This window comes from Sphingomonas sp. T1 (assembly GCF_902506585.1).
Taxonomy (GTDB): domain Bacteria; phylum Pseudomonadota; class Alphaproteobacteria; order Sphingomonadales; family Sphingomonadaceae; genus Sphingomonas; species Sphingomonas aerolata.
Window position 1 is genome coordinate 954,881 of record NZ_LR733875.1, and the last position, 24,322, is coordinate 979,202.

Genomic DNA, 24,322 nt, shown 5'->3' on the forward strand with positions numbered 1-24,322 from the left:
GGGTTGGGGTGGGGGCTGGCGGCGGGCGCCGACCCTTCGTTAAAAGCAGAGGCGATCACATGCGCGACGCCCCCGATATTCGTCATCACGTCGAGATTGGTCACGCGCACCGTGCGATATCCCCGCATCAGCAGGAGATCGTCGCGCAGCCGGTCCTTCGCATCGTCATGCGTGTCGCCATCAACCTCAACGATCAGCGCCTCGGACGGGCAGAAAAAGTCGGCGATGAACGGCGGTAGCACGGCCTGGCGGCGGAACTTGCGGCCTGAGAGCTGCGAACCGGACAGGATACGCCAGACGCGCTTCTCGGGTTCAGTGGGGTTGCGGCGCATGTCGGCAGCGCGGTCATGCAACGCCGCGATCGCGTTCGCGGAGAGCCCCCACCCCCGGCCCCTCCCCTGAAGGGGAGGGGAGTTGAGGCGCCGATCGGTGTCCTGCGCCGCCAGCATCAGCCGACCGAACCTTCCAGCGAGATCCCCAGCAGCTTCTGCGCCTCGACCGCGAACTCCATCGGCAGCTGCTGCAGCACCTCCCGCGCGAAGCCATTCACGATCAGCGCGACCGCCGCCTCCGCATCCAGCCCGCGCGACATCGCGTAGAACAGCTGGTCCTCGGAGATTTTCGACGTCGTCGCCTCATGCTCGATCTGCGCGGACGGGTTGCGGACCTCGATATACGGCACGGTATGCGCGCCGCACTGGTCGCCGAGCAGCAGGCTGTCGCACTGGGTGAAGTTGCGCACGCCCTCCGCGGTCGGCGCGACGCGCACCAGCCCGCGATAGGTGTTGTCCGAGCGCCCCGCCGAAATCCCCTTCGACACGATCGTCGATCGCGTGTTCTTGCCGAGGTGGATCATCTTCGTGCCGGTATCGGCCTGCTGGCGGTTGTTCGTCACCGCGACCGAATAGAATTCGCCGACCGAGCCATCGCCCGCCAGCACGCACGACGGATATTTCCACGTGATCGCGCTGCCCGTCTCGACCTGGGTCCAGCTGACCTTCGAATTTTTGCCCTGGCACAGAGCGCGCTTGGTGACGAAATTGTAGATCCCGCCGACGCCGTTCTCGTCGCCCGGATACCAGTTCTGCACGGTCGAATATTTGATCTCGGCATCGTCGAGCACGACGAGTTCGACCACCGCCGCATGCAGCTGGTTCTCGTCGCGCATCGGCGCGGTGCAGCCTTCGAGATACGAGACGTACGACCCCTTGTCGGCGACGATCAGCGTGCGTTCGAACTGGCCGGTATTCTCGGCGTTGATCCGGAAATAGGTCGACAGCTCCATCGGGCAGCGGACGCCCTCGGGAATGTAGACGAACGTCCCGTCGGAGAAGACCGCCGAGTTCAGCGTCGCGAAGTAATTGTCACGCTGCGGCACGACCTTGCCGAGCCACTTGCGGACCAGGTCGGGATATTCCTTGATCGCCTCGGAGATCGAGCGGAAGATCACGCCCGCCGCCTCGAGCTCCTTGCGGAACGTGGTCGCGACTGAGACGCTGTCGAACACCGCGTCGACCGCGACGCGGCGCTTCGGCGTGCCGTCCTCGTTCAGCGGATCCTCGACCACGCCCGCGAGCATCTTCTGCTCGCCGATCGGAATGCCGAGCTTTTCGTAGACGCGCAGGATCTCGGGATCGACCTCGTCGAGGCTCCCCAGCTTCGGCTTCGCCTTGGGCTCCGCGTAGTAATAGGCGTCCTGGTAATCGATCGGCGGCACGTTGAGCTTCGACCAGTCGGGCGCCTCCATCGTCTGCCACAAGGCGAACGCCTTCAGACGCCAGTCGAGCATCCACTGCGGCTCGCCCTTCTTGGCGGAGATGAAGCGCACCGTGTCTTCCGACAGACCCTTCGGCGCGAATTCCTGTTCGATGTCCGAGGAGAAGCCCCACTCGTACGTCTTGTTCGCGGCGGCATAGGCCTCTGCGTTCCGGGTAGCCATCATTCCATCTCCGCCGCAACGCGGCTCTCTAAAAACTCTGCGATCTCTGCGTCTCTGCGCGAATATGAGATTTTGCGCGCGGAGGCGCAGAGATCGCGGAGAAAGGGGTTAGGCGCTGCGCGCGTCATGCGGGCACCGGCGAATTCGGGACTTGCAAAAGGCTGGCGAGCGTCACGCCGGCAAGCGCGCCGCGGACCGCGCCGTTGACCGCGTTCCAGTGCGGCTTCACCTTGCACGTCTGGTCGATGCAGCAATCCTGCGCCGCACCGTCGACGCATGCGGTCAGTGCGATCGGGCCCTCGACCGCCTCGATGATGTCGGCGAGCGAGATCGACGCAGGCGGCCGCGCCAGGCGAAACCCGCCGCCCGTCCCGCGCGTGCTCTCGATCAGCCCCGCGGCCGACAAGCGGCTGACCAGCTTCTGCACGGTCGGCAGCGGCACGCCGGTCTCCTCGCTCAGCAGCGTCGCGTTCAGCCGCGCGATACCACCGCAATGACGCGCCGCGGCGCTCATCATCACGACCGCATAGTCGGCTAGGCTGGAAAGACGCATGGTGGCTTGTGAGTCCAATCGGACCGATATGATCCGATTGACAAATGGGCTTTGCGACGGGCAGCGTCAACCCGTCCGCCAGTGCTAACGACTCGCAACTGAGTCCACTTCGTCATTCCTGAGGAGGCGGGAATCCACTCTGCCTTTTGCCCCTGCGGACGGATGGATTCCCGCCTGCGCGGGAATGACGGAAGAAGGGTTTGGCCGCCCCAGCCGATCTGAGTAAGAGCGCGCATGGCCTTCTACCACCCGCTTCTCTTCCGCCTCGACGCCGAACGCGCGCATGGCCTGACGATCGCCGCGCTCGCCGCCTGGGGCAAGGCGGGCACGCCGCTCGCCCCATCCGTCCCGCGGCTTGCGACCAGCGTGGCGGGGATCGCCTTTCCCAACCCGGTCGGCCTTGCGGCGGGCGTCGACAAGGACGGTCGCGCGATCGACGGGTTCTTCGGGCTCGGGCTCGGCAGCGTCGAGATCGGCACGCTCACCCCCCTGCCCCAGCCCGGCAACCCGAAGCCGCGCATCTTCCGCCTCCCCGAAGACCGCGCGGTGATCAACCGCCTCGGCTTCAACAATGGCGGCCTCGACGCGGCGCTTGACCGGGCGAAGGCGCACAGCCGCGGCAAGGGCGTGCTCGGCATCAACGTCGGCGCCAACAAGGACGCGACCGATCGCACCGCGGATTACGTCCACGGCGTTACGCGCGCCGCGCCGCACGCCGATTACATCACGATCAACATCAGCTCGCCCAACACGCCGGGCCTGCGCGACCTGCAACATGGCGCAGCTTTGCGCGACCTGCTCGCCGCCTGCACCGCCGCCAAGGGCGACACGCCGATCTTCCTCAAGGTCGCGCCCGACCTCGAGCCCGCGGACATCGACGACATCGCCCGCGCCGCGATCGACAACCGGATCGACGCGCTGATCGTCAACAACACGACGATCGGCCGCCCCGGCCTGCGTTCGGCGAACGCGACGGAAACCGGCGGCCTGTCGGGCGCCCCGCTCGCCCCCCTCGCCCGCCAGCGCCTCACCGACTTCCGCAAGGCAACCGGCGCCGCGATCCCGCTGATCTCGGTCGGCGGCATCGGCAGCGGCGCGGAGGCCTATGCCCGCCTCCGCGCGGGCGCGAGCCTCGTCCAGCTCTACACCGCTCTGGTGTATGAAGGCCCCGGCCTCCCCGCGCGCATGCTGCGCGAGCTCGACGCGCTGCTCACCCGCGACGGCTTCGCCACCATCGCCGACGCGATCGGCGTCGACGCCCGCTGACACATTTCGTCATCCCGGCAAAAGCTGGGATGACGGCGAGTTTGCGGCGGACGCCTTGCCACCCACCCGATCCGCGCTAGGTTCGCACGCGATGAAGACTCCCCTCCTCGCGCTCGCGCTCCTCCTCCCCACCGCCACCGCCGAAGCCCGCCGGACCGCCCCCACTCCCGCCCCCCTGCCCCCCCCCTTCGTCATCCTGACGAAAGTCAGGACCCAGGGTTGCGGAGCGCTGTCCTGCTTGGCTCTGGATCCTGACTTTCGTCAGGATGACGGGATTGGCGGCGGTGTGGTGTGATCGGGGCGGCGGTTTGCGTGGAGAGCGTTGCGGCGGGCGGGGTTGGCGGCCCTGCCCTTTCCACTCGTCATCCTGACGCAGGTCAGGATCCAGGGTTGCGGGGCGCAGTCCTGTTTGGCTCTGGGTCCTGACTTTCGTCAGGATGACGGATTGCGGTTGCCGGCGCGCGCGGCGCAGCGCCGGCGGGCGACCGCTGGGCGAAACGGAGAAGCGTATTGCTCCCGCATGACACACGCGGCTATCGTCGACGGTGAACCGGCGTTGCCGGCATCGCACCAACCGGCCGTGCCGGTATGAGGAGACGCAGGTGAAGCTGGTACGCGGCGCATGGAAGCTGTTGGTCGGGATCAAGGACGCACTCGTCCTGATCGCGATGCTGCTGTTCTTCGGTCTGGTCTTCGCGGCGCTCAACGCGCGGCCGGGGACCAAGGCGATCAAGGACGGCGCGCTGGTGCTCGACCTGAACGGCTCGATCGTCGAGCAGCCCGCCGAACCCGCCGCCTTTGCCGCGCTGTCGGGACAGAATACGCCGAAGCAGTTTCGCCTGCGCGACGTGGTGCGCGCGATCGATACCGCGCGGACCGATGGCCGGGTGAAGGCGCTGGTGCTCGATCTCGACGGCTTTACCGGGGCCTATCCCGCCGCGCTGGGCGAGATCGGCGATGCGATCGCGCGCGTCCGCGCCGCCAAGAAGCCCGTGCTCGCCTATGCCACCGCCTATACCGACGGCAGCTACCGGCTGGCCGCCAATGCGAGCGAGGTCTGGGTCAATCCGCTGGGCGGCACGCTGTTCATGGGGCCGGGCGGCAACCAGCTTTACTATAAGGGGCTGATCGACAAGCTGGGGATCACGACGCATGTCTACCGCGTCGGCCGCTACAAGTCGTTCGTCGAGCCCTATACGCGCACCGACCAGAGCGACGATGCGCGCGCGGCGAGCCAGGCGCTCTACGGCACGCTGTACGACCAGTGGCGCGAAGCGGTCGCCAAGGCCCGCCCCAAGGCGCAGATCGCGCAGTTCCTCGCGCGTCCCGACGCCCTGGTGCTCGCCGCCAATGGCGACATCGCGACCGCGAACCTGCGCGCTGGAATCGTCGACAAGCTCGGCGACCGCACCGCGTTCGGCAAGCGCGTCGCCGCGATCGCCGGCGCCGACACGAGCAAGCCTGCGGGCAGTTTCAACACCATCACCTATGATTCCTGGGTCAAGGCCAATCCCCTGCCGACCGGCGGCGACGCGATCGGCGTGCTGACCGTGGCGGGCGACATCGTCGACGGCGAAGGCGGCCCCGGCACCGCGGCGGGCAAGACGATCGAGAAGGCGATGCTCGACGGCCTCGCCAAGAAGAACCTCAAGGCGCTGGTCGTGCGCGTCGATTCGCCGGGCGGGTCGGTGCTCGCGTCCGAGCGGATCCGGCTCGCGATCCTCGAAGCCAAGAAGAAGGGCCTGCCGGTGGTCGTGTCGATGGGCGGGCTCGCCGCGTCGGGCGGATACTGGGTGTCGACGCCTGCCGACGTGATCTTCGCCGAGCCCGGCACGATCACCGGGTCGATCGGCATCTTCGGGATCATCCCGACGTTCGAGACCGCGCTCGCCAAGATCGGCGTCACCACCGACGGTGTGAAGACGACGCCGCTGTCGGGCCAGCCCGACATCACCGGCGGCACGACGCCGATGTTCGACACGCTGATGCAGGCGGGGATCGAGAATGGCTATCGCCAGTTCATCGCGCGCGTCGCCGCGTCGCGCAAGCTGAGCCCGGCGCGGGTCGACGCGATCGGCCAGGGCCGGGTCTGGGATGGCGGCACCGCGCGCCAGATCGGGCTGGTCGACCGGTTCGGCACGCTGAAGGACGCGATCGCCGAGGCCGCCCGCCGCGCCAAGCTCGATCCCGCCAAGATCCATGCCGAGTATCTCGAAAAGCCGCCGGGCGTCCTTGCCCAGCTCGCCGCCGGTTTCGACACGGGCGACGACGACACCACGACCGGCAGCGACGCGTTCGGCCGGATCGCGCTCGACCGCCGCCAGATGGTCGCGCGCGCGGTCGGCGACATGAAGCGGCTGGCGACCTCGGGCTCGATCCAGGCACGCTGCCTCGAATGCGGCGGCATCGGCCCGAGCGCCGGCGATGGCGGCGATGCGCGGCTGCTCGATCTGCTGCTCGCGCGGATCGGCCTGTAATGCCGGGCGCGTCGCCCGCGATCGGGACGGCAGGGGCCATCACGATCCGGGCGGCGCGGCCCGAGGACGCCGCCGCGATCGCCGCGATCTATGCGCCGCACGTGCTGGTGGGGACGGTCTCGTTCGAGACGGACGAGCCCGACGCGCGGCAGATGCGGACGCGGATGGCGGCGTCGGACGGGCTCTATCCCTGGCTGGTCGCGACGGTGGGGGATGCGGGCGGGGTGATCGCGTTCGGCTATGCCGGACGGTTCCGCGAGCGCGCCGCCTATCGCTTCGTCGTCGAGACCACGGTCTATGTCGCGGATGCGGCGCAGCGCCAGGGCGCGGGGCGGCTGTTGTACGAGGCGCTGATCGACACGCTGCGCGCGCAAGGCTTCACCCAGGCGATCGGGGTGATCGCGCTGCCCAATGACGGATCGATCCGGCTGCACGAATCGGTCGGGTTCCGCCGCGCGGGCGTCTATCGCGCGGTCGGGTACAAGAACGGCCAGTGGATCGATGTCGGCCATTGGCAATGCGCGCTGAACGACGCGGCGGTGCCACCGGTCGAGCCGCGCCGCTTTGCCGAGGTCGGTGTCGTGCGGGGCTGACTGCGGACTAGCGGCGTGCGCGGTAGGCGGGCAGCGCGAGGTGGAAGCGGATCGCGGCGGCGCGCAGGCTGAACCCCGCGCTCGCCGCGACGACCGCGGACCAGCCGATCGGCACGCCCAGCAGCACCAGCCCGACATAGCTCGCCGCGGCGAGCGCCGCCGCGGTGACATAGAGTTCGGGACGCATCAGGATCGAGGGTTCGCCCGCGAGCACGTCGCGGATGATCCCGCCGAAGCAGGCGCTCATCACCCCCATCAGCACGGCGGGCACGGGCGGCACGCCATAGCCGAGCGCCTTGGCCGCACCGAACACCGCATAGGCGGCGAGCCCGATCGCATCGAACCAGCCCAGCGCCTCGTCGCGCCACCAGCGTTCGGGCGTGATCCAGATCACCAGCGCGACGATCAGGCACATGCTGGCGGCGCGCGCGTCGTGCACCCAGAAGACCGGCGCATCGATCAGCAGGTCGCGCACCGTGCCCCCGCCGACCCCGGTGATCAGCCCGAAGAAGATCGCGGTGACGACGGTCTGCCCGCGCTTGGCCGCAGCGAGCGCGCCCGAGGCGGCGAACACCGCGAGCCCGGCGAGATCGAGCCAGCGCGCAGCGGCGGGAAGGACGTCGGGCGACAGGATCGTGGCGGGCAGCATCCCCCCGGCCTAGCCGCTGTGGCGCGCGACACAAGCGAGGGTGAGGCGGCGACCGGTTTTTGCGCGATTTCCCGGCTGACGACAAACTTATCCACAGGCGGGGATAATTCTTTGTGGATAACGGGGAAAAGTCCCCGGGCAGCCCGTGTGCGGGGCGCAATTTTGCCGGTTCTTATCCTTTTGTGCACAGCCTGTGGATAACTTGCTGTGGATAACGGGGACAGATTGCTGTGCCTGCACGACCCAGGATGCCCGGAGCGAAGATGAACGCGACGTTGTTTTGGGTTCATGCAACCGGGGGTAAACGCCGGCCGTTACGGACACAGATCATTACAAACGGGAGTAGATTTTATGCGTAAGTTGATCATGGCACTCAGCGCGACCGCCCTCGTCCTGCCGACGCTCGCGGTGCCGATCTCGGCCGCGGATGCGCAGCGCGGCAAGCGCGAATGGCGCGGTCGCGACGGCCGGACCTATTGCAAGAAGAGCAATGGCACGACCGGCACGATCATCGGCGGCGTCGGCGGCGCGCTCCTCGGCCGCACGGTCGACACGCGCGGCGACCGCACGGTCGGCACGCTCGGCGGCGCGGTCCTGGGTGGCCTGGCCGGTCGCGCGATCGACAAGGGCACGAGCAACAATAATCGTCGTTGCCGCTAAACCACGCACCGCATTGCGGACTGATGCGTTGAAGGGGGGCGTCGCGGGAAACCGCGGCGCCCTTTTTCATGTTTCGAAGGATCCGAAGATGACAACACGCAGCGGTTCGGCCAGCTATGAAGGCCTTGGCAAGGGCGGCAAGGGCCATGTCTCGACGCAGTCGGGCGTTCTGTCCGACTCGCCCTACGGCTTCAACACGCGGTTCGAGAACGAGCCCGGCACCAACCCCGAAGAACTGATCGCCGCCGCGCATGCGAGCTGCTTCACCATGGCGCTGAGCTTCGCGCTCGCGGCCAAGGGCTATGAGGCGGGCACGCTCGAGACGAGCGCGAAGGTGACGCTCGACAAGGATGGCGACGGGTTCAAGATCACCAAGTCGGCGCTGACGCTGAACGCAAAGGTCGAGGGCATCTCGGCCGACGAGTTCGCGACGATCGCGGCGGATGCCAAGGCGAACTGCCCGGTGTCGAAGGTGCTGAACGCCGACATCACGCTCGACCACACGCTTGCCTGATCGACGCGCCGGCATGCGGATCGCCGCGACCGTCGCCCTCGTCCTGCTCGGTGCGGGGCTCGAGGCGGGGGTCGTCGGTGCCGCCGTGGCCGGTGCACAGACGATCGCCGGCGTCGCACGACGCGACGCCGGCGACTGGCAGCGATACCGCGCCTATGATCATGATCGCCCCGAGCCGGGGCAGCGCGGCTATTTCGCGGACCGGTATTTTCGCGATGGCCGCTATTATGTGGTGCGCCGGCTGAGCCGGGCGGATCGGCTGTATCGCGGCGCCGACGGCCGCTATTATTGCCGCCGCGAGGACGGGACGACCGGGCTGATCACCGGCGGGCTGGCCGGCGGCGTCCTTGGCAATATTATCGCGCGCGGTGAGTCACGGCTGATCGGCACGCTGGTCGATACGCGCGGCGGCGCGCTGCCCGGCCGGTCGGTGGATCGCGGCCGGATTCGCTGCCGCTGACCCTCCGACCCCCGCGGTCAGATAATGCCGCCGCCGAGCATCAGCCGCAGCGTGAAGATGATGATCAGCACGATGTTGAGATTGCGCCCGGCATTGCTCGACGACAGCGCACCCACCGCAGCACCGACGATGCCGATCGGGATGACCAGCCAGTTCATCCAGCCGAGCAGCGGGAAGAAGGCGACGAGACCCAGTGCGAGGGTGACGAGGCCGATGAGGACCGAGACGAGGTTGAGCATGACCCACACATGGCGTCTCGACGGGTCGCAGGCAAGATCGCGGGCCGGCCGACCAAGCGTACCGCGACAACGCTTTCTTCACCCGCGCTCCGGCATTGATGGCGGGTGATGACCCGTTCCGCCCGCACCATCCGCCTGCCCGCCCTCGCGCTTGCCCTGCCGCTCGCGCTGATCGCGTGCGGCGAGCCCGCGGTCGATCAGCAGGACCCGACGCGCCTCGAGGCGGATCCTGGCAACGGCAATGCGGGCGACCCGGCGCTGAACGCCGCGCTCGCGGGTCAGATCATGGTCGACCCGACGCTGACCCAGTCGTCGAACGACGACGCGATCCGCCCGCCGCCCGAACCGATGGGCGGGGCGATGCCACCCGACGAAGCGGGCCGCCGCGCCGATACGGTCGATCTGCGTACGCTGAAGCGCGCGCCCGCCGCTGCCGATGACTGTCCCGCCTGCCGCCAGGCCGACGCGGCGCTGACGCTGGGCGCGCTGGCCGAGCGGCAGACGTTTCCGAACGCGGCGGCGTGCGCGCGGACGATCGGCTATTCGGCGCTGTGGGCGAATCGCCTGCCCGCCGACCTGCCGCTCTATCCCGATGCGCAACTGTCGGAGGCGGCAGGTTCCGACCAGGCCGGCTGCCGGCTGCGCGTCGTGCACTTTTCGAGTCGGGCCACGCCGCAGCGGCTGCTCGACTTCTATTATACCCGCACCGCCGACACGGGCTATTCGGCCGACCACCGCAGCGATGGCCGCCGGCACGTACTCGGCGGTCTGCGCGGCGGCGATGCCTATAGTGTGTATGTCACGCCGCGCATGGACGGGGTCAGCGACGTCGATCTGGTCTCCAACGCCGGGCGCTGACCGTCGCCGCCGCGCCCAAGGGCGAGCGCCGCGCATCCCCGTCAAGCGCGGCTTTCCGTTTTCCGCGATTCGCGCTAGGGCGCGGGCATGTCTCCCCTTCTCTATGTCATGGTCGGTGGCGCGGTCGGATCCGGCGCGCGCTATCTGACCGGGCGCGCGATGACCGCGCTGCTCGGTGCCGGCTATCCGTTTGGCACGCTGGCGGTGAATCTCGTCGGCGGGCTGCTGATGGGCGTGCTCGTCGGCGTGCTTGCGCGCCATTCGGCGCCCGAAGGCTGGCGGCTGCTGCTCGGCGTCGGCGTGCTCGGCGGGTTCACGACCTTTTCCTCCTTCTCGCTCGACGTCGTCACGATGATCGAGCGTGGCGCGCCGGGCCTCGCGCTCGGCTATGTTCTGGTGTCGGTGATCGGTTCGATCGCCGCGTTGTTCGCGGGTCTCTCCGCAGTAAGGGCCGTCGCATGACTGCGGGCAAACACGATAGCGATACGAATTTCCGCGAGTTCAACGTCGGGTTCGACGATGACGGCATCCGGCTGGACCGGTGGTTCAAGCGGCATCTGCCCGAGACGAGCTTCACGACGGTGGCGATGTGGGCGCGGACCGGCCAGCTGCGCGTCGACGGTGCGCGCGCGACGCCGGGCGACCGGATCGCGGCGGGCCAGATGCTGCGCGTGCCGCCGCCCGAAGCCGACAAGGCCACCGCCGACGTGGACGCGCCGCGGCGCGTGCGCGAGCGCGTGATCCTGTCGGACGAGGAAACCGAAGCCGCGCAGGCGATGGTCATCCACAAGGATTTCCAGGCGTTCGTGCTGAACAAGCCGCCGGGTCTGGCAACGCAGGGCGGCACCAAGACGACGCAGCATGTCGACGGGCTGCTCGATGCGCTCCAGTATGACAATGAGGGCCGGCCGAAGCTGGTCCACCGGCTCGACAAGGATACGTCGGGCGCGCTGCTGGTGGCGCGGACGTCGCGCGCGGCGGCGTTCTTCGCCAAGGCGTTTTCGGGGCGGACTGCGCGGAAGGTCTATTGGGCGCTGGTGGTCGACGTGCCGTCGATCGAGGACGGCATGATCGAGCTGCCGATCGGCAAGCAGCCCGGCACCGGCGGCGAGAAGATGCATGTCGACGAGGCCGAGGGCGCGCCCGCGCGGACCCGGTACCGCGTGATCGAGCGCGCGGGCAACCGCGCCGCCTGGGTCGAGCTGCAGCCCTTTACCGGCCGCACGCACCAGCTGCGCGTCCACATGGCGGCGATCGGCCATCCGATCGTCGGCGACGGCAAATATGGCGGTGCGGCGGCGTTCCTGACCGGCGGGATCTCGCGCAAGATGCATCTGCATGCGCGCCGCATCAAGGTGGACCATCCCGATGGCGGGTCGATCGACGTGACCGCCGACCTGCCGACGCATTTCGCGGAAAGCCTGAAGCAGCTGGGCTTCGAGGAGTCGCTCGGCGATGCGCTGGTGCTCGACGAGAAGACCGCGCCGTCGCGCGAGGAGATCAAGTCGCGCGCGCGGGCGCATGCCAAGTCGGTCCGCAAGGAACGCCGCGGCGAACGTCGCGGGCGCGGTGTGGTCGAGGAGAAGACAACAGCGGGCAAGCCTGCGGGGCCGAAGACGGGTGGTTCGCGGACGGGCGCGGGGTCGAAGTTCGGCGCGCCCAGGAGTGGGCCGCGGGTTGAGGGTGCCAAGCCTGGTGGGCGGGGTCGTCCGGGGGGGAAGCCGAGTGGGCCTAGGAGCGGGCCTGGGTCGCGGTGATCTAGCGAACCAACCTCGCCCCATACCCAATACCACCCCGGCGAAGGCCGGGGTCCAGTTGGAAAGGTTGCAGTAACCGGGGGCTGTTCTTCGTCAGCAACGTCCCCCAACTGGACCCCGGCCTTCGCCGGGGTGGTTTTTAGGTGAGGGGGTGCCCGCCTGCCCGTTCCCCCGCAGAGGTGGGGGTCGCGGTCATCTAGCGAACTAACCTCGCGCCATACCTAACACCACCCCGGCGAAGGCCGGGGTCCAGTTGGGGAGGTTGCAGTAACCGGGTGCTGCGCTTCGTCAGCACCGTCCCCCAACTGGACCCCGGCCTTCGCCGGGGTGGTGGTGGTGGTGCCCCCTACCCGTTCCCCCGCGGGGGCGGGGGTCCAGGGGGCATGATCGACAGCTCTGCTTGGGTCCGAGCCCCCGCCTTGCGGGGGAACATAACGGCGCGCGTTCCGGTTTGGCGTTCCCTCGTTCGCCCGGCTGATCTACGAGACGGGGATGCGCTGGAAAATCTCATGATCCGCCTCGCCGTGTTCGACTGCGACGGGACGCTCGTCGACAGTCAGGCGAATATCTGCGTCGCGTGCGAGCGGGCGTTCGAGACGGCCGGGCTGGTCCCGCCGCCGCGCGCCGCGATTCGCCGGATCGTCGGGCTCAGCCTGGTCGAGGCGATGCAGATCCTGGTGCCGCAGGGCGACGAGGCGCTGCACCGCACGCTCGCGACGGACTACAAGGCCGCGTTCCATGCGATGCGGACGAGCGGCGAGCTGATCGAGGAGCCGCTGTTCGAGGGGATCGCCGACGTGCTCGCGACGCTCGCCGACGATGGCTGGATGCTGGGCGTCGCGACGGGCAAGTCGGACCGCGGGCTCGCGCATGTCCTCGCCGCGCACGGCATCGCCGACCGCTTCGTGACGCTGCAGACCGCGGACCGGCATCCCTCGAAGCCCGACCCGGCGATGCTGTTCGCGGCGATCAAGGAGGCGGGCGCGACCCCGGCGACGACCGCGATGATCGGCGATACGAGCTATGACATGGCGATGGCACGCGCGGCGGGCGCACGCGCGGTCGGCGTCACCTGGGGCTATCACGCGGTCGACGAGCTGGCGGAGGCCGGCGCGGACGTCGTCGCCGAGACGGTGCCGGCGCTGCGCCATCTGGTGAGCGCGTCGTGACGGAGGCCGATCGCCTGGCGCAGCGGCGCTGGTTCGTGCTGGTCGGCGTGCGGCTCGCGGGCGTGGCGGGCGCGGTGCTCGGGCTGGTGCTGATCGCGCGCGCCTATAGCTGGGGGCCGAAGATCCTCGGCACCGCGATCGTGCTGTCGGCGATGGCGATGATCGCGATCGTGCCGCGCAGCCTGGCGCAGCGCTGGCGCACGCCCACCGAATGACCGGACAGGACGCATGAAGAGATTCTGGACAGACGTCGCGATCGATGCGGATCGCGTGGTGACGCTCGACGGCAAGCCGGTCCGCACGCCCGGGCGTCGGCCGCTCGCGCTGCCGACCGATGCGCTGGCACAGGCGGTCGCGGAGGAATGGCGCAGCGTCGGCGAGACGATCGATCCGCGGACGATGCCGCTGACGGGGCTCGCCAACGCCGCGACCGATCCGATCGCGAACGATCCGGCGCAGTTCGCCGCACGGCTGGCGGCCTATGGCGAGAGCGACCTGCTCTGCTACCGCGCGGACGGGCCGCCGCCGCTGGTCGAGCGGCAGGCGGCACGCTGGGACCCGCTGCTCGACTGGGCGCGCGCGCGGTACGACGTGACGTTCGCGGTGACGGCGGGGGTGATGCACGTCGCGCAGGCCCCCGCAACGATCGCGCGGCTGCACGAGGCGGTCGCGGCGCATGACGATTTCCACCTTGCCGGGCTGTCGCCGGTCGTCACGCTGACGGGGTCGCTGGTGATCGGGCTGGCGCTGGTCGAGGGAGAGATCGGCGGCGATGCGGCGTGGGCGGCGGCGGGGATCGACGAGGACTGGTCGATCGAGATGTGGGGCGAGGACTGGCAGGCGGCGCAGTTGCGCGAGCTCAAGCGCCAGGAATTCGCGCGCGGCGTGGCGTTTCTGGCGATGCTGTAGGCTTTCGTCATCCTGGACCCGATTCAGGATGACGGGGGGTCAGCGCGTCAGGCGGCGGATGAAGCCGATCAGGCCGGTCTGGCGCGAACGCTTGAGGCGTTCGGCGGCAAGGATCGTCTTCACGCCGCGGATGCAGCTGTCGACGTCGTCATTGACTAGGACGTAATCATAGCCGTCCCAGTGGCTGACCTCGTTCGCGGCGCGCGACATGCGCGCGTCGATCACTTCGGTCGAGTCGGTGCCACGGCTGGTGAGGCGGCGGTGGAGTTCCTCCATCGACGGCGGGAAGATGAAGACGCGGACGACGTCGCCGCCTGCGATCTGGAACAGCTGCTGTGCGCCCTGCCAGTCGATGTCGAACAGCACATCCTTGCCGGCGGCCAGCATCTCCTCGACCTGCGCGCGCGGGGTGCCGTAGCGGTGGTTGAATACATGCGCCCATTCGAGGAATTCGTCTTTCGCGACCATGTCGCGAAAGCCCTCGAGATCGGTGAAATGATAGTCCTTGCCGTCGACTTCGCCCGGTCGCATCGCGCGGGTCGTCACCGAGACCGACATCTCCAGCTCATGCTCGTCGGCGAGCAATCGGCGCGCAATCGTCGACTTGCCGGCGCCGGATGGCGAGGACAGGACGAACAGGACGCCGCGGCGACGGAAACCATGCGGGTCGGACGGAAGTGTGTGGGGCATGCGCGCCCTTGCCGCGGACTGCGCATGGGCGTCAACCCATGCACAGCCCGCGCGTGTCATTCTGGCGGCGGATCAGTAGCCCGACTTGCGCGCCCGGTTGCGGTCATAGGCCTTCTTGGCCGCATAGCCGCCGCCGAGGATCATGCCGAGCGGGCCCATGCGACGCAGCACGCTCATCGCGACCACGCCCTTGACCGCACCTGAGGTGCCGCCGCTGCCGCCGCTGCGCCGACCCATTTCGCGGCCAACCAATGCACTGATGATACGTCCGATCATGACTTAACCTCTCCGAAAACCTGGTCCTTGAGTTCCGCTGCACCGCGCAGCACCGCCCAGCCGATCGCGTAGGTCACGGCCAGCGGCACGACGATCCTGAGCACGTTGGCGGTGACCGCACCGATGATCGCGCCGTCCGCATTGCCGTCATCGCCGCTGAGCGAGTCGATGCCTGCGCCGATCAGCGCGCCTATGGTCGTTGCGCCCACGTAATTTCTCCTTCGCGTGTGGCGGGTTAGCGCGCGAACCGCGTTTGGGTTCCCGCAGGTGCGCCCCTCCCCCTTCCGTTCGCCCTGAGCGACGTCGAAGGGTGTGCCGCAAGCGACGGTGCTTCGACTTCGCTCAGCACGAACGGGGTCGGGGGAGGCGTTAGCGGCCGAGCATCGATTCGGGCCGCACGACCCGGTCGAAGGTCTCCGCATCGACCAGCCCGAGTGCGAGGCCGGCCTCTTTCAGCGTCAGCCCCTCGACATGCGCGTGCTTGGCGATCTTCGCCGCTGCGTCATAGCCGATCTCGGGGGCGAGCGCGGTGACCAGCATCAGCGAGCGGTCGAGCAGGTCGGCGATGCGATCGCGATTGGGCTCGATGCCGTCGACGCAGCGCTCCGCAAAGCCCTCCATCGCGGTTGCGAGCAGATCGATCGAGCGGAGCACGTTCGCGCCGATCAGCGGCTTGAAGACGTTCAGTTCGAGATGGCCCTGCATTCCGCCGATGGTGGCCGCGACGTGATTGCCCATCACCTGGCCTGCGACCATCGTCAGCATCTCGCACTGGGTGGGGTTGACCTTGCCGGGCATGATCGAGCTGCCTGGCTCGTTTGCGGGCAGGTCGATCTCGCCAAAGCCGCAGCGCGGGCCACTGCCCAGCAGGCGGATGTCGTTGGCGATCTTGGTCAGCGCGACCGCGAGCGTGTTGAGCGTGCCCGACAGGTGGACGAGCGGGTCGTTCGAGGCGAGCGCCTCGAAGCTGTTTTCCGCGGGGATGAACGGATGGCCGGTCAGGTCGGAGACCGCCTTGCAGAAATCCGCGGCGAACCCCCTGGGCGCGTTGAGCCCGGTGCCGACCGCGGTGCCGCCCTGCGCGAGCCGGTTGGTGCCGTTGGTGACGCCCGGCTCGATCCGGCGGCCGCAGCGATAGACCTGATTGGCATAGGCGCCGAATTCCTGCCCGAGCGTGAGCGGCGTCGCATCCTGCAGATGCGTGCGGCCGATCTTCACGATGTCGTCCCACGCATCCGCCTTGGCCTGCAGCGCGGTCTTCAGCCGGTCGAGCGCGGGGAAGAGACGGCGCGTAACGGCGAGCGAGGCGGCGATGTGGAGCGCGGTCGGGAAGCTGTCGTTCGACGACTGGCTCATGTTGACATGGTCATTGGGATGGACCGGCGACTTGCCGCCGCGCGTGCCGGTGAGCAGCTCGTTGGCGCGGCCGGCGATCACCTCGTTGACGTTCATGTTCGACTGGGTGCCGCTGCCGGTCTGCCAGATGACCAGCGGGAACTGGTCGTCGAGCGTGCCGTCGATCACCTCCTGCGCGGCGGAGTCGATCGCGTCGGCGATTGTGGCGTCGAGGCCGTGCGTGCGGTTCACGCGCGCGGCGGCCTGTTTGACGAGCGCGAGGGCTTGGACGATCTCGATCGGCATGCGTTCGCGGGTACCGAACGGGAAATTCTCGACCGATCGCTCGGTCTGCGCGCCCCAATAGGCCTGGGCGGGAACCTCGATCGGGCCGATCGAGTCGGTTTCTGTGCGGGTGTTGGTCATGGCCTACCTACGCCGTCATGCCGGGCTTGTTCCGGTATGGCGGCGTAGAGCAGAAGGCCGACATGGGAGTAAATCCCATGTCGTCGACCGCGCGGTGCGCGTCGGCCGGCCGTTCGCGTCGCTTTGCGACCGGCGATCAGCTTTGCCTGATCGCCTCGCTCCAGCTTACTTCTTCCGTTTGAAATCCACGGCGACGACGTTCGAGCCGTCTTCGATCGGCACCGCGGTCGGGCCGTCATTCTCGGCCGGGTCATGCTCGCCGAGCGACTCGTCCGCGCCTTCCTGCGCCTGGAAGCGCAGTTCGAAGCTGACCGCGGGATCCTGGAATGCGGTGATCGCCGAATAGGGGATGACCAGCTTCGACGGGACCTGGTTGAACGACAGGCCGATCGAGAAGCGCTCGTCGTCGACGACGAGGTCCCAGTAGCGGTTCTGCATGACGATCGTCATCTCGTCCGGGAAGCGTTCGATCAGCCGCTTGGGGATGTCGACGCCGGGCGCCTGCGTCTTGAAGGTGATGTAGAAATGATGCTCGCCGGGCAGCCCGCCGGCCTCCGACACGGAACCGAGCACGCGGCCGACGACGGCACGCAGGGCTTCTTGCACGATCTCGTCGTACGGAATCAGGCTATCGGGCAGTCCATCACTCATTCCCTCTGGGTAGCGGTATTCGGATCGCGGTCAAGATTGCATGCGTCGTGGCGCACGTTATGGGAGGTGGCATGCGCACCGCCACGATTTCCCGCTCCACCGCCGAGACGGCGATCGACGTCACCATCAACCTCGACGGGACCGGCGTTTACGACGTCGAGACCGGCGTCGGCTTCTTCGACCACATGCTCGAACAGCTCTCGCGCCATTCGCTGATCGACTTGCACGTCCGGACCAAGGGCGACCTGCATATCGACGAGCATCACACCGTCGAGGACACCGGCATCGCGATCGGCCAGGCGTTTGCACAGGCGCTCGGCGACAAGCGCGGCATCGCGCGCTACGGCGACGCGCTGTCGCCGATGGACGAGACTCTCACGCGGGTCGCGCTCGACATTTCCGGGCGGCCCTGGCTGGTGTGGAAGGACCTGTTCTCGCAGAGCCGGCTGGGCGGCATGGACACCGAGATGTTCGAGCATTTCTTCCACAGCTTCGCGCAGGCGGCGGGCATCACGCTGCACGTCGAGACGCTGTACGGCACCAACAATCATCACATCGCCGAGGCCGCGTTCAAGGGCGTCGCGCGCGCATTGCGCACCGCGATCGAGATCGACCCGCGCAAGGCCGACGCGATCCCGTCGACCAAGGGAATACTGTGACGCTCGCGCTGATCGATTACGGCGCGGGGAACCTGCATTCGGTCGAGAACGCGCTGCGCACCGCGGGCTGCACCGACCTGATCGTCACGGCCGACGCGGACGTCGTCGCGAAGGCCGACCGGATCGTGCTGCCCGGCGTCGGCGCTTACGGGGCGTGCGCGGCGGCGTTGCGCGCGGTGCCGGGGATGGTCGAGGCGCTGAACCGGCGCGTGCGCGACGAGGGCGCGCCGTTCCTCGGCATCTGCGTCGGCATGCAGCTGATGGCGGACGCGGGCGAGGAGATGGGGACGCATGCCGGGCTCGGCTGGGTGCCGGGGCGCGTGCGGCGGCTCGAGCCGGGGACGATGGACGCGAAGGTGCCGCATATGGGCTGGAACGACGTGGTCCCGGCCCGCGCGCATACGCTGATCGAACCGGGTGAGGCCTATTTCCTGCACAGCTTCGCCTTCGAAGGCGCCGACGTGCTTGCGACCACCGATCATGCCGGCCCCGTCACCGCGGCGATCGGCCGCGACACGATGATCGGCGTGCAATTTCACCCTGAGAAGAGCCAGCGCTACGGCCTGGCCTTGCTCGAACGTTTTCTGGAGTGGCGGCCGTGAGCCTTATCGTTTTCCCCGCGATCGACCTCAAGGCCGGTCAGGTCGTCCGCCTCGCCGAGGGCGATATGGACCGCGCGACCGTCTATGGTGACGATCCCGCGGCGCAGGCGATGCTGTTCGCGAACGCAGGCGCCGAGCATCTGCACGTCGTCGATCTCGACGGCGCGTTTGCGGGCGCGTCGGTCAATGGCGACGCGGTGCGCGCGATCGTTTCGCAGTTTCCGGGGCATGTGCAGCTCGGCGGCGGGATCCGGACGCGCGCCAATGTCGAGGGCTGGTTCGATCTGGGCGTGTCGCGGGTCGTGATCGGCACCGCGGCGCTCGAGGATCCCGACTTCGTGCGCGGCGTGGCGAAGGATTTCCCCGGCGGCATCGTCGTCGCGGTCGATGCGAAGGACGGCATGGTCGCGACCAAGGGCTGGGCCGACGTCTCGACCACCAGCGCGGTCGATCTCGCGCGCCGGTTCGAGGATGCGGGGGTGGCGTCTCTGCTGTTCACCGATGTGGGGCGCGACGGGATGCTGAAGGGGTGCAACGTCGAGGCGACCGTCGACCTTGCGCGGTCGGTCGACATTCCGGTGATCGCTAGCGGCGGGGTGAAGGGGATCGCCGAAATTCACGTGCTGGCGCTGCATGTCCGTGATGGCGTCGAGGGCGTTATCACGGGGCGGGCGTTGTACGACGGGCGGCTCGATCTCGCGGCGGCGTTGAGCGTGGCGAAGGCGGCATGAGGGGTCACGCGGAGACGCGGAGCCGCGGAGATAGTGGTTTCGCGCAGAGGCGCAGAGGACGCAGAGCCGACCGCGTCAGCGGTCCTTCCATCCTCGCAAGCGATGAAGTCCTACATGCTGCTGCAGGCACCCACTTCTCTCTCTTCTCTGCGTCCTCTGCGCCTCTGCGCGAAATCGTTTTCCTAGCGGCTTCGCCGCGTCTCCGCGTCTCCGCGTCTCCGCGTGAACCACTTCTTCGAGCACACCCATGACCGTCCGCGCACGCGTGATCCCGTGTCTCGACGTCGCCGATGGCCGCGTCGTGAAGGGCGTGAACTTCGTCGAGCTGCGCGACGCGGGCGATCCGGTCGAGCAGGCGCGCGCCTATGACGCCGCCGGGGCGGACGAATTGTGCTTTCTCGATATCGGCGCGAGCCATGAGGGCCGCGGGACGATCCTCGACGTCGTGCGGCGGACCGCCGCGGTGTGTTTCATGCCGCTGACGGTCGGCGGCGGCGTTCGGACCGCGGACGATGCGCGCGCGCTATTGCTGGCGGGCGCGGACAAGGTCGCGGTCAACTCCGCCGCGGTCGAGCGGCCGGAGCTGGTCGCGGATATTGCCGAGCGCTTCGGCAGCCAGTGCTGCGTCGCGAGCGTCGATGCGCGGCGCTCGGGCGAAGGCTGGGAGGTGTTCACGCATGGCGGCCGGCGCGCGACCGGGATCGACGCGATCGCGCATGCGGTGAAGCTCGCCGAGCTCGGCGCCGGGGAACTGCTCGTCACCTCGATGGACCGCGACGGGACGCGCAGCGGCTATGACCTCGACCTGATCCGCGCGATCGCCGACCGCGTCGCGGTGCCCGTCGTGGCGAGCGGCGGGGTCGGCGGGCTCGACGATCTGGTCGCCGGGATCCGCGACGGCCATGCGAGCGCGGTGCTCGCCGCATCGATCTTCCATTTCGGCCAGGCGTCGATCGGCGACGCGCACGCCGCGCTCGCCGCTGCGGGGATCCCGGTGCGGACCCCCCTGCGGTCGGCCTGACCGGCATGGCGACGCTGCCGCTGGTCGCGGTACAGTCGGGGCATAGCGGCGTGGTGCATCCGCGCACCGGCCCCGAAGCGTCGGACATCGCGCTGTTCGCGGTCGCCGCGATCGGCGTCTGGCTGGTCCGCCGCGCGCTGCGCAAGCGGTTCCTGAAGCGGCCGCCGCGCGCAAAGGATTGACCCGCCCGCACGCCTGCGTCAGCACGCGCGGCATGGCAGACCCCGTTTTCGACCGCCTGGAGGCGACCATCCGCGCGCGCCGCGATTCGCCCGCCGACACCTCCTACACCGCCAGCCTGTTCGCGCGTGGCCGCCCGAAGATCGCGCAGAAGCTCGGCGAGGAAGCGGTCGAGACGGTGATCGCGGCCTGTTCGGGCGACGAGGCGAGCATCGTCCCCGAGGCCGCCGACCTGATGTTCCATCTCGCGGTGCTGCTGGCGGACGCCGGCCTGAGCCTCGACGATGTGCGGGCGGAGCTGGAGCGGCGCGAAGGAGTCGGCGGGTTGGTCGAAAAGGCCGCGCGAACCGGCTGATCCGCCACCTCCGTCATTCCCGCGGAGGCGGGACTCCAGACTGGCTTGCCGCGCGGATTGATCGTGATCCTCCGAGGATATGGATCCCCGCCTTCGCGGGGATGACGAAGGTTGGTAGGATGCCCCGAAAGGAGCAAGCCCCATGCCGATCGACGCCACCCAGCCCTATGACGACCAGAACATCTTCGCGAAGATCCTGCGCGGCGAGATCCCGTCCAGGCGGGTCTATGACGACGACTTCGCGATCGCGTTCCACGACATCAACCCGCAGGCGCCGACGCATCTGCTGGTGATCCCCAAGGGCGCCTATGTCTCGTGGGACGATTTCTCCGCGCGCGCCCCCGATGCGGAGATCGCCGGGTTCATCCGCGCGGTCGGGACGGTCGCGCGCGCCGCGGGGCTGGTCGAGCCGGGCTATCGCCTGCTCGCGAACATCGGCCAACACGGGCATCAGGAGGTGCCGCATCTGCACGTTCATGTCTTTGGCGGGCGTCCGCTTGGCCCGATGCTGGCCGGATAGCGCGGCTTTCCGCCACTAAAGGATTGCGCGTAATAAAATTGCCATTAGGCTTCCCGGCTTGAGCAAGGGGGCCAGTGAACCGGCCCTCACAACCCCCGGGGGGAACCGAATTGATTTTTGGTCGCGTTAAGTCACTGGACGCCATTCTGGCGACGGCGGAGAAGAAATCGCTCCACCGATCGCTGGGCGCGTTCCAGCTAACCATGCTCGGCATCGGTTGCGTGATCGGCACGGGCATCTTCGTGCTGACCTCCGCCGCCGCGCAGAAGGCCGGGCCGGGCATGATCCTGAGCTTCGTCGTCGCCGGCGCGGTCTGCGTCGTCGCCGCGCTCTGCTATGCCGAGATCGCGGCGATGGCCCCGGTCGCGGGCTCCGCCTATACCTACACCTATTCGGTCATGGGCGAGCTGCTCGCCTGGACGGTCGGATGGGCGCTGATCCTCGAATATGCGGTGGCCGCGAGCGCCGTGTCGGTCGGCTGGTCCGGCTATTTCGCGGGCTCGATATTGCACGAGACGTTCGGGATAACACTGCCGACCTGGCTGTCGCACGGGCCGTACATGCCGGGCGGGTTCATCAACCTGCCCGCGGTCGTCATCTCGCTGCTGATCACCTGGCTGCTGATGATCGGCACGACCGAGAGCGCGCGCGTCAATGCGGTGCTGGTGACGATCAAGGTCGTCGCGCTGACCGCGTTCGTCGCGCTGACGCTGCCCAAGACGCATGGCAGCAATTTCGAGCCGTTCCTCCCCACCGGCATCCTCGGCAGCAACGGGCTGGGCGTGGTCGGCGCGGCGGCGACGATCTTCTTCGCCTATGTCGGCTTCGACGCGGTCTCGACCGCGGCCGAGGAGACCAAGGACCCGCAGCGCAACGTGCCGATCGGGCTGATCGCCTCGCTCGGCATCTGCACCGTGTTCTACATGCTGGTCGCAGCGGGCGCGATCGGCACGATCGGCGGGCAGCCGCTGTTCGGCCCCGACGGCGTGCCGTTCACCACCGGGTCGGCCGAGCTCGCCCGCGCCTGCCTGATCCCCGCCAACGCGCAGGCGCTGGTCTGCTCGAACGAGGCGCTGGCGCATGTCCTGCGTCAGGTCGGCTATGCCAATGTCGGCAACTGGATGGGCTATGCCGCCGGTCTCGCGCTGCCGTCGGTGATCCTGATCCTGATGTTCGGCCAGACGCGCATCTTCTTCGTGATGAGCCGCGACGGCCTGCTGCCCGAAGTGCTGAGCCGCGTGCATCCCAAGTGGAAGACGCCGCATATCGTCACCGCGATCACCGGCGTGTTCGTCGCGTTCGCCGCCGCGTTCCTGCCGGTCGGGCAGCTCGCGGACATCGCCAATGCGGGCACGCTCTACGCGTTCATGATGGTCGCGATCGCGCTGCTGATCCTGCGCAAGCGCGAGCCGAACCGGCATCGTCCGTTCCGCACGCCGGCGGCCTGGATCGTCGCGCCGCTGACGATCGTCGGCTGCATCGGGCTGTACTTCTCGCTTCCCTATGAGGCGATGGCGGTGCTGCCGATCTGGGGCGCGGTCGGCCTCGTGATCTATTTCCTCTATGGCTACCGCAAGAGCTATCTCGGGCGCGGCATGGCCGATGGCGGCGAGCCGATCGACATGGCGCCCCCGGGCAGCCACTGAGACGGGACACAAAAAAGGGCCGCGGGAGGAAACTCCCGCGGCCCTTTTTTTTGTGCCTGCTGCCGGACCGTCATCCCCGCGAAGGCGGGGATCCATATCCTCCAGCGTTTGCGTGTCTATCGCGCGGCCGGCCAGTATGGGTTCCCGCCTTCGCGGGAATGACGGCTTAAGGGGCGTCAGCCGATATGCTTGGCGGCGAGCGCCTTCATGTCGACCATCGGGCGAGCGCCGACATGGCTGATGATCTCGGCCGCGCAGACCGCACCGAGCTTGAGCGAGGCGTGGAGGTCGTGGCCCTGTGCCTGGCCGTGGAGGAAGCCCGCCGCGAACAGGTCGCCCGCGCCGGTCGTGTCGACGACCTTGGCGATCGGCTCGGCCTTCACTTCGGCGCGCGTGCCGTTCTGGATCGCGCAGGCACCGTGTTCGCCGCGCGTGACGACCAGCGTCGGGACCTGGGCCGAGATCTTCGCGACTGCCGCGTCGAAATCCTCGGTCTCGGCAAGCGCCGCGAGTTCGCTCTCATTGGCGAACAGGATGTCGATCAGGCCGTCCGACAGCAGCTGGCGGAAATCGCCGCCGTGGCGCGAGATGCAGAACACGTCGCTGAGCGTGAAGGCGACTTTGCGCCCTGCACCGCGTGCGCAATCGATCGCGGCGCGCATCGCGGCGCGCGGCTCTTCGGGATCCCAGAGATAGCCCTCGAGATACAGGATCGCGCTGTCGGCGATCATCGCGGTGTCGATCGCCGCGGCGGGCAGATACTGGCCCGCGCCGAGGAAGGTGTTCATCGTCCGCTGGCCATCGGGCGTCACGAAGATCAGGCAGCGGCCGGTGGTCGGGTCGCCGGCGCGGACCGGGGTCGCGAACTCGATGCCGATGCTGCGGACGTCATGCGCGAAGACCTGGCCGAGCTGGTCGTCGGCGACCTGGCCGATGAAACCGCACTTGCCGCCGAGCGCAGCGACGCCGGCGACGGTGTTGGCGGCCGATCCGCCCGAGATTTCCATGCCCGGCCCCATCTTGGCGTAGAGCGCATCGGCTTCTTCGGACGAGAACATCAGCTGCATCGAGCCCTTGGCGACACCGATCTCGGCGATGAAGGCGTCGTCGGCGGTGCTCAGAATGTCGACGATGGCATTGCCGATCGCGACGACGTCATAGGTAGGCGTGCTCAAGGGGAGGTCTCC

Annotated in this window: 31 protein-coding genes; 20 read left to right on the forward strand and 11 right to left on the reverse strand. The window is 68.4% G+C overall.

Annotated elements, in window-relative coordinates; genetic code table 11:
* The 3 genes from GV027_RS04140 to GV027_RS04150 form a co-directional block, all read right to left on the reverse strand.
* Positions 1 to 449, reverse strand: a 449-nt coding sequence (locus GV027_RS04140; protein WP_159511072.1) for an endonuclease domain-containing protein, incomplete at its 3' end; no start/stop codon positions are given.
* Positions 449 to 1,939 (reverse strand): Fe-S cluster assembly protein SufB, encoded by a 1,491-nt coding sequence (sufB, locus tag GV027_RS04145; protein ID WP_056020496.1) that lies wholly within the window; start codon positions 1,937 to 1,939, stop codon positions 449 to 451. The genes GV027_RS04140 and sufB, both read right to left, overlap by 1 nt.
* 124 nt (positions 1,940 to 2,063) lie before the next feature.
* Positions 2,064 to 2,492 carry an SUF system Fe-S cluster assembly regulator gene (locus GV027_RS04150; RefSeq protein WP_159511073.1) on the reverse strand — a complete coding sequence of 143 codons (429 nt, stop codon included), beginning with the start codon at positions 2,490 to 2,492 and terminating at the stop codon, positions 2,064 to 2,066.
* 234 nt (positions 2,493 to 2,726) lie between these two features.
* On the opposite strand from GV027_RS04150, the gene GV027_RS04155 reads away from it, so the two are divergent.
* From GV027_RS04155 to GV027_RS04165, 3 genes are all read left to right on the forward strand, one after another.
* A complete protein-coding gene (locus tag GV027_RS04155) occupies positions 2,727 to 3,758 on the forward strand; it encodes a quinone-dependent dihydroorotate dehydrogenase (RefSeq protein WP_159511074.1) in 1,032 nt (343 codons plus the stop codon).
* Positions 3,759 to 4,360: 602 nt separating this feature from the next.
* Positions 4,361 to 6,235, forward strand: a complete 1,875-nt coding sequence (sppA, locus tag GV027_RS04160; RefSeq protein WP_107931529.1) for a signal peptide peptidase SppA — start codon at positions 4,361 to 4,363, stop codon at positions 6,233 to 6,235.
* Positions 6,235 to 6,828 (forward strand): GNAT family N-acetyltransferase, encoded by a 594-nt coding sequence (locus tag GV027_RS04165; protein ID WP_159511075.1) that lies wholly within the window; start codon positions 6,235 to 6,237, stop codon positions 6,826 to 6,828. Before sppA ends, GV027_RS04165 begins: the two co-directional genes overlap by 1 nt.
* Positions 6,829 to 6,835: 7 nt before the next feature.
* Here GV027_RS04165 and GV027_RS04170 read toward each other — a convergent pair whose 3' ends face one another.
* Positions 6,836 to 7,477, reverse strand: coding sequence for a trimeric intracellular cation channel family protein (locus GV027_RS04170; RefSeq protein ID WP_056408854.1), 642 nt, complete (start codon positions 7,475 to 7,477; stop codon positions 6,836 to 6,838).
* Positions 7,478 to 7,828: 351 nt separating this feature from the next.
* Between GV027_RS04170 and GV027_RS04175 the strand changes: the two genes are divergently transcribed.
* The 3 genes from GV027_RS04175 to GV027_RS04185 all read left to right on the forward strand — a co-directional run bounded on the left by GV027_RS04175 (position 7,829) and on the right by GV027_RS04185 (position 9,111).
* The gene (locus GV027_RS04175) at positions 7,829 to 8,137 is read left to right on the forward strand and encodes a glycine zipper 2TM domain-containing protein (RefSeq protein ID WP_037532560.1); all 309 of its coding nucleotides are present in this window, start codon (positions 7,829 to 7,831) and stop codon (positions 8,135 to 8,137) included.
* Positions 8,138 to 8,225: 88 nt separating this feature from the next.
* Positions 8,226 to 8,651 (forward strand): OsmC family protein, encoded by a 426-nt coding sequence (locus tag GV027_RS04180; protein WP_159511076.1) that lies wholly within the window; start codon positions 8,226 to 8,228, stop codon positions 8,649 to 8,651.
* A gap of 13 nt (positions 8,652 to 8,664) precedes the next feature.
* The gene (locus GV027_RS04185) at positions 8,665 to 9,111 is read left to right on the forward strand and encodes a hypothetical protein (RefSeq protein ID WP_236559044.1); all 447 of its coding nucleotides are present in this window, start codon (positions 8,665 to 8,667) and stop codon (positions 9,109 to 9,111) included.
* 17 nt (positions 9,112 to 9,128) lie between these two features.
* On the opposite strand, the gene GV027_RS04190 is transcribed toward GV027_RS04185, so the two are convergent.
* A complete protein-coding gene (locus tag GV027_RS04190) occupies positions 9,129 to 9,350 on the reverse strand; it encodes a hypothetical protein (protein ID WP_159511077.1) in 222 nt (73 codons plus the stop codon).
* Between the two features lie 108 nt (positions 9,351 to 9,458).
* On the opposite strand from GV027_RS04190, the gene GV027_RS04195 reads away from it, so the two are divergent.
* From GV027_RS04195 to GV027_RS04220, 6 genes are all read left to right on the forward strand, one after another.
* Entirely contained in the window at positions 9,459 to 10,208 is a 750-nt protein-coding gene (locus GV027_RS04195) for a hypothetical protein (RefSeq protein ID WP_159511078.1), read from the forward strand.
* Between the two features lie 87 nt (positions 10,209 to 10,295).
* Positions 10,296 to 10,670 (forward strand): fluoride efflux transporter CrcB, encoded by a 375-nt coding sequence (gene crcB, locus GV027_RS04200; protein WP_031441014.1) that lies wholly within the window; start codon positions 10,296 to 10,298, stop codon positions 10,668 to 10,670.
* Positions 10,667 to 11,965, forward strand: coding sequence for an RluA family pseudouridine synthase (locus GV027_RS04205; protein WP_159511079.1), 1,299 nt, complete (start codon positions 10,667 to 10,669; stop codon positions 11,963 to 11,965). The genes crcB and GV027_RS04205 overlap by 4 nt, the downstream gene beginning before the upstream one ends.
* 509 nt (positions 11,966 to 12,474) lie before the next feature.
* Positions 12,475 to 13,134, forward strand: coding sequence for an HAD-IA family hydrolase (locus GV027_RS04210; protein WP_031440844.1), 660 nt, complete (start codon positions 12,475 to 12,477; stop codon positions 13,132 to 13,134).
* Positions 13,131 to 13,349 (forward strand): hypothetical protein, encoded by a 219-nt coding sequence (locus GV027_RS04215; RefSeq protein ID WP_037532554.1) that lies wholly within the window; start codon positions 13,131 to 13,133, stop codon positions 13,347 to 13,349. Before GV027_RS04210 ends, GV027_RS04215 begins: the two co-directional genes overlap by 4 nt.
* A gap of 13 nt (positions 13,350 to 13,362) precedes the next feature.
* Positions 13,363 to 14,043: an ATP12 family chaperone protein gene (locus tag GV027_RS04220; RefSeq protein WP_159511080.1), complete on the forward strand. Its 681-nt coding sequence runs from the start codon at positions 13,363 to 13,365 to the stop codon at positions 14,041 to 14,043.
* 39 nt (positions 14,044 to 14,082) lie between these two features.
* Here GV027_RS04220 and gmk read toward each other — a convergent pair whose 3' ends face one another.
* From gmk to GV027_RS04245, 5 genes are all read right to left on the reverse strand, one after another.
* Positions 14,083 to 14,733 (reverse strand): guanylate kinase, encoded by a 651-nt coding sequence (gene gmk / locus GV027_RS04225; RefSeq protein ID WP_031394372.1) that lies wholly within the window; start codon positions 14,731 to 14,733, stop codon positions 14,083 to 14,085.
* Positions 14,734 to 14,805: 72 nt separating this feature from the next.
* Positions 14,806 to 15,009 (reverse strand): hypothetical protein, encoded by a 204-nt coding sequence (locus tag GV027_RS04230; protein ID WP_031440271.1) that lies wholly within the window; start codon positions 15,007 to 15,009, stop codon positions 14,806 to 14,808.
* Positions 15,006 to 15,218: a hypothetical protein gene (locus GV027_RS04235; protein WP_159511081.1), complete on the reverse strand. Its 213-nt coding sequence runs from the start codon at positions 15,216 to 15,218 to the stop codon at positions 15,006 to 15,008. The genes GV027_RS04230 and GV027_RS04235 overlap by 4 nt, the downstream gene beginning before the upstream one ends.
* Positions 15,219 to 15,378: 160 nt before the next feature.
* Complete coding sequence (fumC, locus tag GV027_RS04240; RefSeq protein WP_159511082.1) at positions 15,379 to 16,770, reverse strand: class II fumarate hydratase; 1,392 nt, start codon at positions 16,768 to 16,770, stop codon at positions 15,379 to 15,381.
* A 165-nt stretch (positions 16,771 to 16,935) separates the two neighbouring features.
* Positions 16,936 to 17,421: an SspB family protein gene (locus GV027_RS04245; protein ID WP_031394376.1), complete on the reverse strand. Its 486-nt coding sequence runs from the start codon at positions 17,419 to 17,421 to the stop codon at positions 16,936 to 16,938.
* A 71-nt stretch (positions 17,422 to 17,492) separates the two neighbouring features.
* Between GV027_RS04245 and hisB the strand changes: the two genes are divergently transcribed.
* The 8 genes from hisB (at position 17,493) to GV027_RS04280 (ending at position 23,135) form a co-directional block, all read left to right on the forward strand.
* Positions 17,493 to 18,080 (forward strand): imidazoleglycerol-phosphate dehydratase HisB, encoded by a 588-nt coding sequence (hisB, locus tag GV027_RS04250; RefSeq protein WP_107931520.1) that lies wholly within the window; start codon positions 17,493 to 17,495, stop codon positions 18,078 to 18,080.
* Positions 18,077 to 18,682: an imidazole glycerol phosphate synthase subunit HisH gene (gene hisH, locus GV027_RS04255; RefSeq protein WP_159511083.1), complete on the forward strand. Its 606-nt coding sequence runs from the start codon at positions 18,077 to 18,079 to the stop codon at positions 18,680 to 18,682. The genes hisB and hisH overlap by 4 nt, the downstream gene beginning before the upstream one ends.
* Entirely contained in the window at positions 18,679 to 19,413 is a 735-nt protein-coding gene (gene hisA / locus GV027_RS04260; RefSeq protein WP_056409225.1) for a 1-(5-phosphoribosyl)-5-[(5-phosphoribosylamino)methylideneamino]imidazole-4-carboxamide isomerase, read from the forward strand. Before hisH ends, hisA begins: the two co-directional genes overlap by 4 nt.
* 247 nt (positions 19,414 to 19,660) lie before the next feature.
* Positions 19,661 to 20,434 (forward strand): imidazole glycerol phosphate synthase subunit HisF, encoded by a 774-nt coding sequence (hisF, locus tag GV027_RS04265; protein ID WP_159511084.1) that lies wholly within the window; start codon positions 19,661 to 19,663, stop codon positions 20,432 to 20,434.
* Positions 20,435 to 20,439: 5 nt separating this feature from the next.
* Positions 20,440 to 20,616, forward strand: a complete 177-nt coding sequence (locus tag GV027_RS21170; RefSeq protein WP_166747134.1) for a hypothetical protein — start codon at positions 20,440 to 20,442, stop codon at positions 20,614 to 20,616.
* Between the two features lie 32 nt (positions 20,617 to 20,648).
* Complete coding sequence (locus GV027_RS04270) at positions 20,649 to 20,969, forward strand: phosphoribosyl-ATP diphosphatase (RefSeq protein WP_031394257.1); 321 nt, start codon at positions 20,649 to 20,651, stop codon at positions 20,967 to 20,969.
* Positions 20,970 to 21,111: 142 nt separating this feature from the next.
* Positions 21,112 to 21,489 carry a histidine triad nucleotide-binding protein gene (locus GV027_RS04275; RefSeq protein ID WP_159511085.1) on the forward strand — a complete coding sequence of 126 codons (378 nt, stop codon included), beginning with the start codon at positions 21,112 to 21,114 and terminating at the stop codon, positions 21,487 to 21,489.
* A gap of 110 nt (positions 21,490 to 21,599) precedes the next feature.
* Positions 21,600 to 23,135, forward strand: coding sequence for an amino acid permease (locus GV027_RS04280; protein WP_037530632.1), 1,536 nt, complete (start codon positions 21,600 to 21,602; stop codon positions 23,133 to 23,135).
* A 176-nt stretch (positions 23,136 to 23,311) separates the two neighbouring features.
* On the opposite strand, the gene GV027_RS04285 is transcribed toward GV027_RS04280, so the two are convergent.
* Positions 23,312 to 24,310, reverse strand: a complete 999-nt coding sequence (locus GV027_RS04285; protein WP_159511086.1) for an adenosine kinase — start codon at positions 24,308 to 24,310, stop codon at positions 23,312 to 23,314.
* Between the last annotated feature and the right edge of the window lie 12 nt (positions 24,311 to 24,322).

Bases quoted from the DNA above. Each gene is read 5' to 3' on its own strand.
- sufB (WP_056020496.1), bottom strand. From the start codon at position 1,939: ATGGCTACCCGGAACGCAGAGGCCTATGCCGCCGCGAACAAGACGTAC.
- GV027_RS04150 (WP_159511073.1), bottom strand. From the start codon at position 2,492: ATGCGTCTTTCCAGCCTAGCCGACTATGCGGTCGTGATGATGAGCGCC.
- GV027_RS04155 (WP_159511074.1), top strand. From the start codon at position 2,727: ATGGCCTTCTACCACCCGCTTCTCTTCCGCCTCGACGCCGAACGCGCG.
- GV027_RS04165 (WP_159511075.1), top strand. From the start codon at position 6,235: ATGCCGGGCGCGTCGCCCGCGATCGGGACGGCAGGGGCCATCACGATC.
- GV027_RS04170 (WP_056408854.1), bottom strand. From the start codon at position 7,477: ATGCTGCCCGCCACGATCCTGTCGCCCGACGTCCTTCCCGCCGCTGCG.
- GV027_RS04175 (WP_037532560.1), top strand. From the start codon at position 7,829: ATGCGTAAGTTGATCATGGCACTCAGCGCGACCGCCCTCGTCCTGCCG.
- GV027_RS04180 (WP_159511076.1), top strand. From the start codon at position 8,226: ATGACAACACGCAGCGGTTCGGCCAGCTATGAAGGCCTTGGCAAGGGC.
- GV027_RS04185 (WP_236559044.1), top strand. From the start codon at position 8,665: ATGCGGATCGCCGCGACCGTCGCCCTCGTCCTGCTCGGTGCGGGGCTC.
- GV027_RS04190 (WP_159511077.1), bottom strand. From the start codon at position 9,350: ATGCTCAACCTCGTCTCGGTCCTCATCGGCCTCGTCACCCTCGCACTG.
- GV027_RS04195 (WP_159511078.1), top strand. From the start codon at position 9,459: ATGACCCGTTCCGCCCGCACCATCCGCCTGCCCGCCCTCGCGCTTGCC.
- crcB (WP_031441014.1), top strand. From the start codon at position 10,296: ATGTCTCCCCTTCTCTATGTCATGGTCGGTGGCGCGGTCGGATCCGGC.
- GV027_RS04205 (WP_159511079.1), top strand. From the start codon at position 10,667: ATGACTGCGGGCAAACACGATAGCGATACGAATTTCCGCGAGTTCAAC.
- GV027_RS04210 (WP_031440844.1), top strand. From the start codon at position 12,475: ATGATCCGCCTCGCCGTGTTCGACTGCGACGGGACGCTCGTCGACAGT.
- GV027_RS04220 (WP_159511080.1), top strand. From the start codon at position 13,363: ATGAAGAGATTCTGGACAGACGTCGCGATCGATGCGGATCGCGTGGTG.
- gmk (WP_031394372.1), bottom strand. From the start codon at position 14,733: ATGCCCCACACACTTCCGTCCGACCCGCATGGTTTCCGTCGCCGCGGC.
- GV027_RS04230 (WP_031440271.1), bottom strand. From the start codon at position 15,009: ATGATCGGACGTATCATCAGTGCATTGGTTGGCCGCGAAATGGGTCGG.
- fumC (WP_159511082.1), bottom strand. From the start codon at position 16,770: ATGACCAACACCCGCACAGAAACCGACTCGATCGGCCCGATCGAGGTT.
- GV027_RS04245 (WP_031394376.1), bottom strand. From the start codon at position 17,421: ATGAGTGATGGACTGCCCGATAGCCTGATTCCGTACGACGAGATCGTG.
- hisB (WP_107931520.1), top strand. From the start codon at position 17,493: ATGCGCACCGCCACGATTTCCCGCTCCACCGCCGAGACGGCGATCGAC.
- hisF (WP_159511084.1), top strand. From the start codon at position 19,661: ATGACCGTCCGCGCACGCGTGATCCCGTGTCTCGACGTCGCCGATGGC.
- GV027_RS21170 (WP_166747134.1), top strand. From the start codon at position 20,440: ATGGCGACGCTGCCGCTGGTCGCGGTACAGTCGGGGCATAGCGGCGTG.
- GV027_RS04270 (WP_031394257.1), top strand. From the start codon at position 20,649: ATGGCAGACCCCGTTTTCGACCGCCTGGAGGCGACCATCCGCGCGCGC.
- GV027_RS04275 (WP_159511085.1), top strand. From the start codon at position 21,112: ATGCCGATCGACGCCACCCAGCCCTATGACGACCAGAACATCTTCGCG.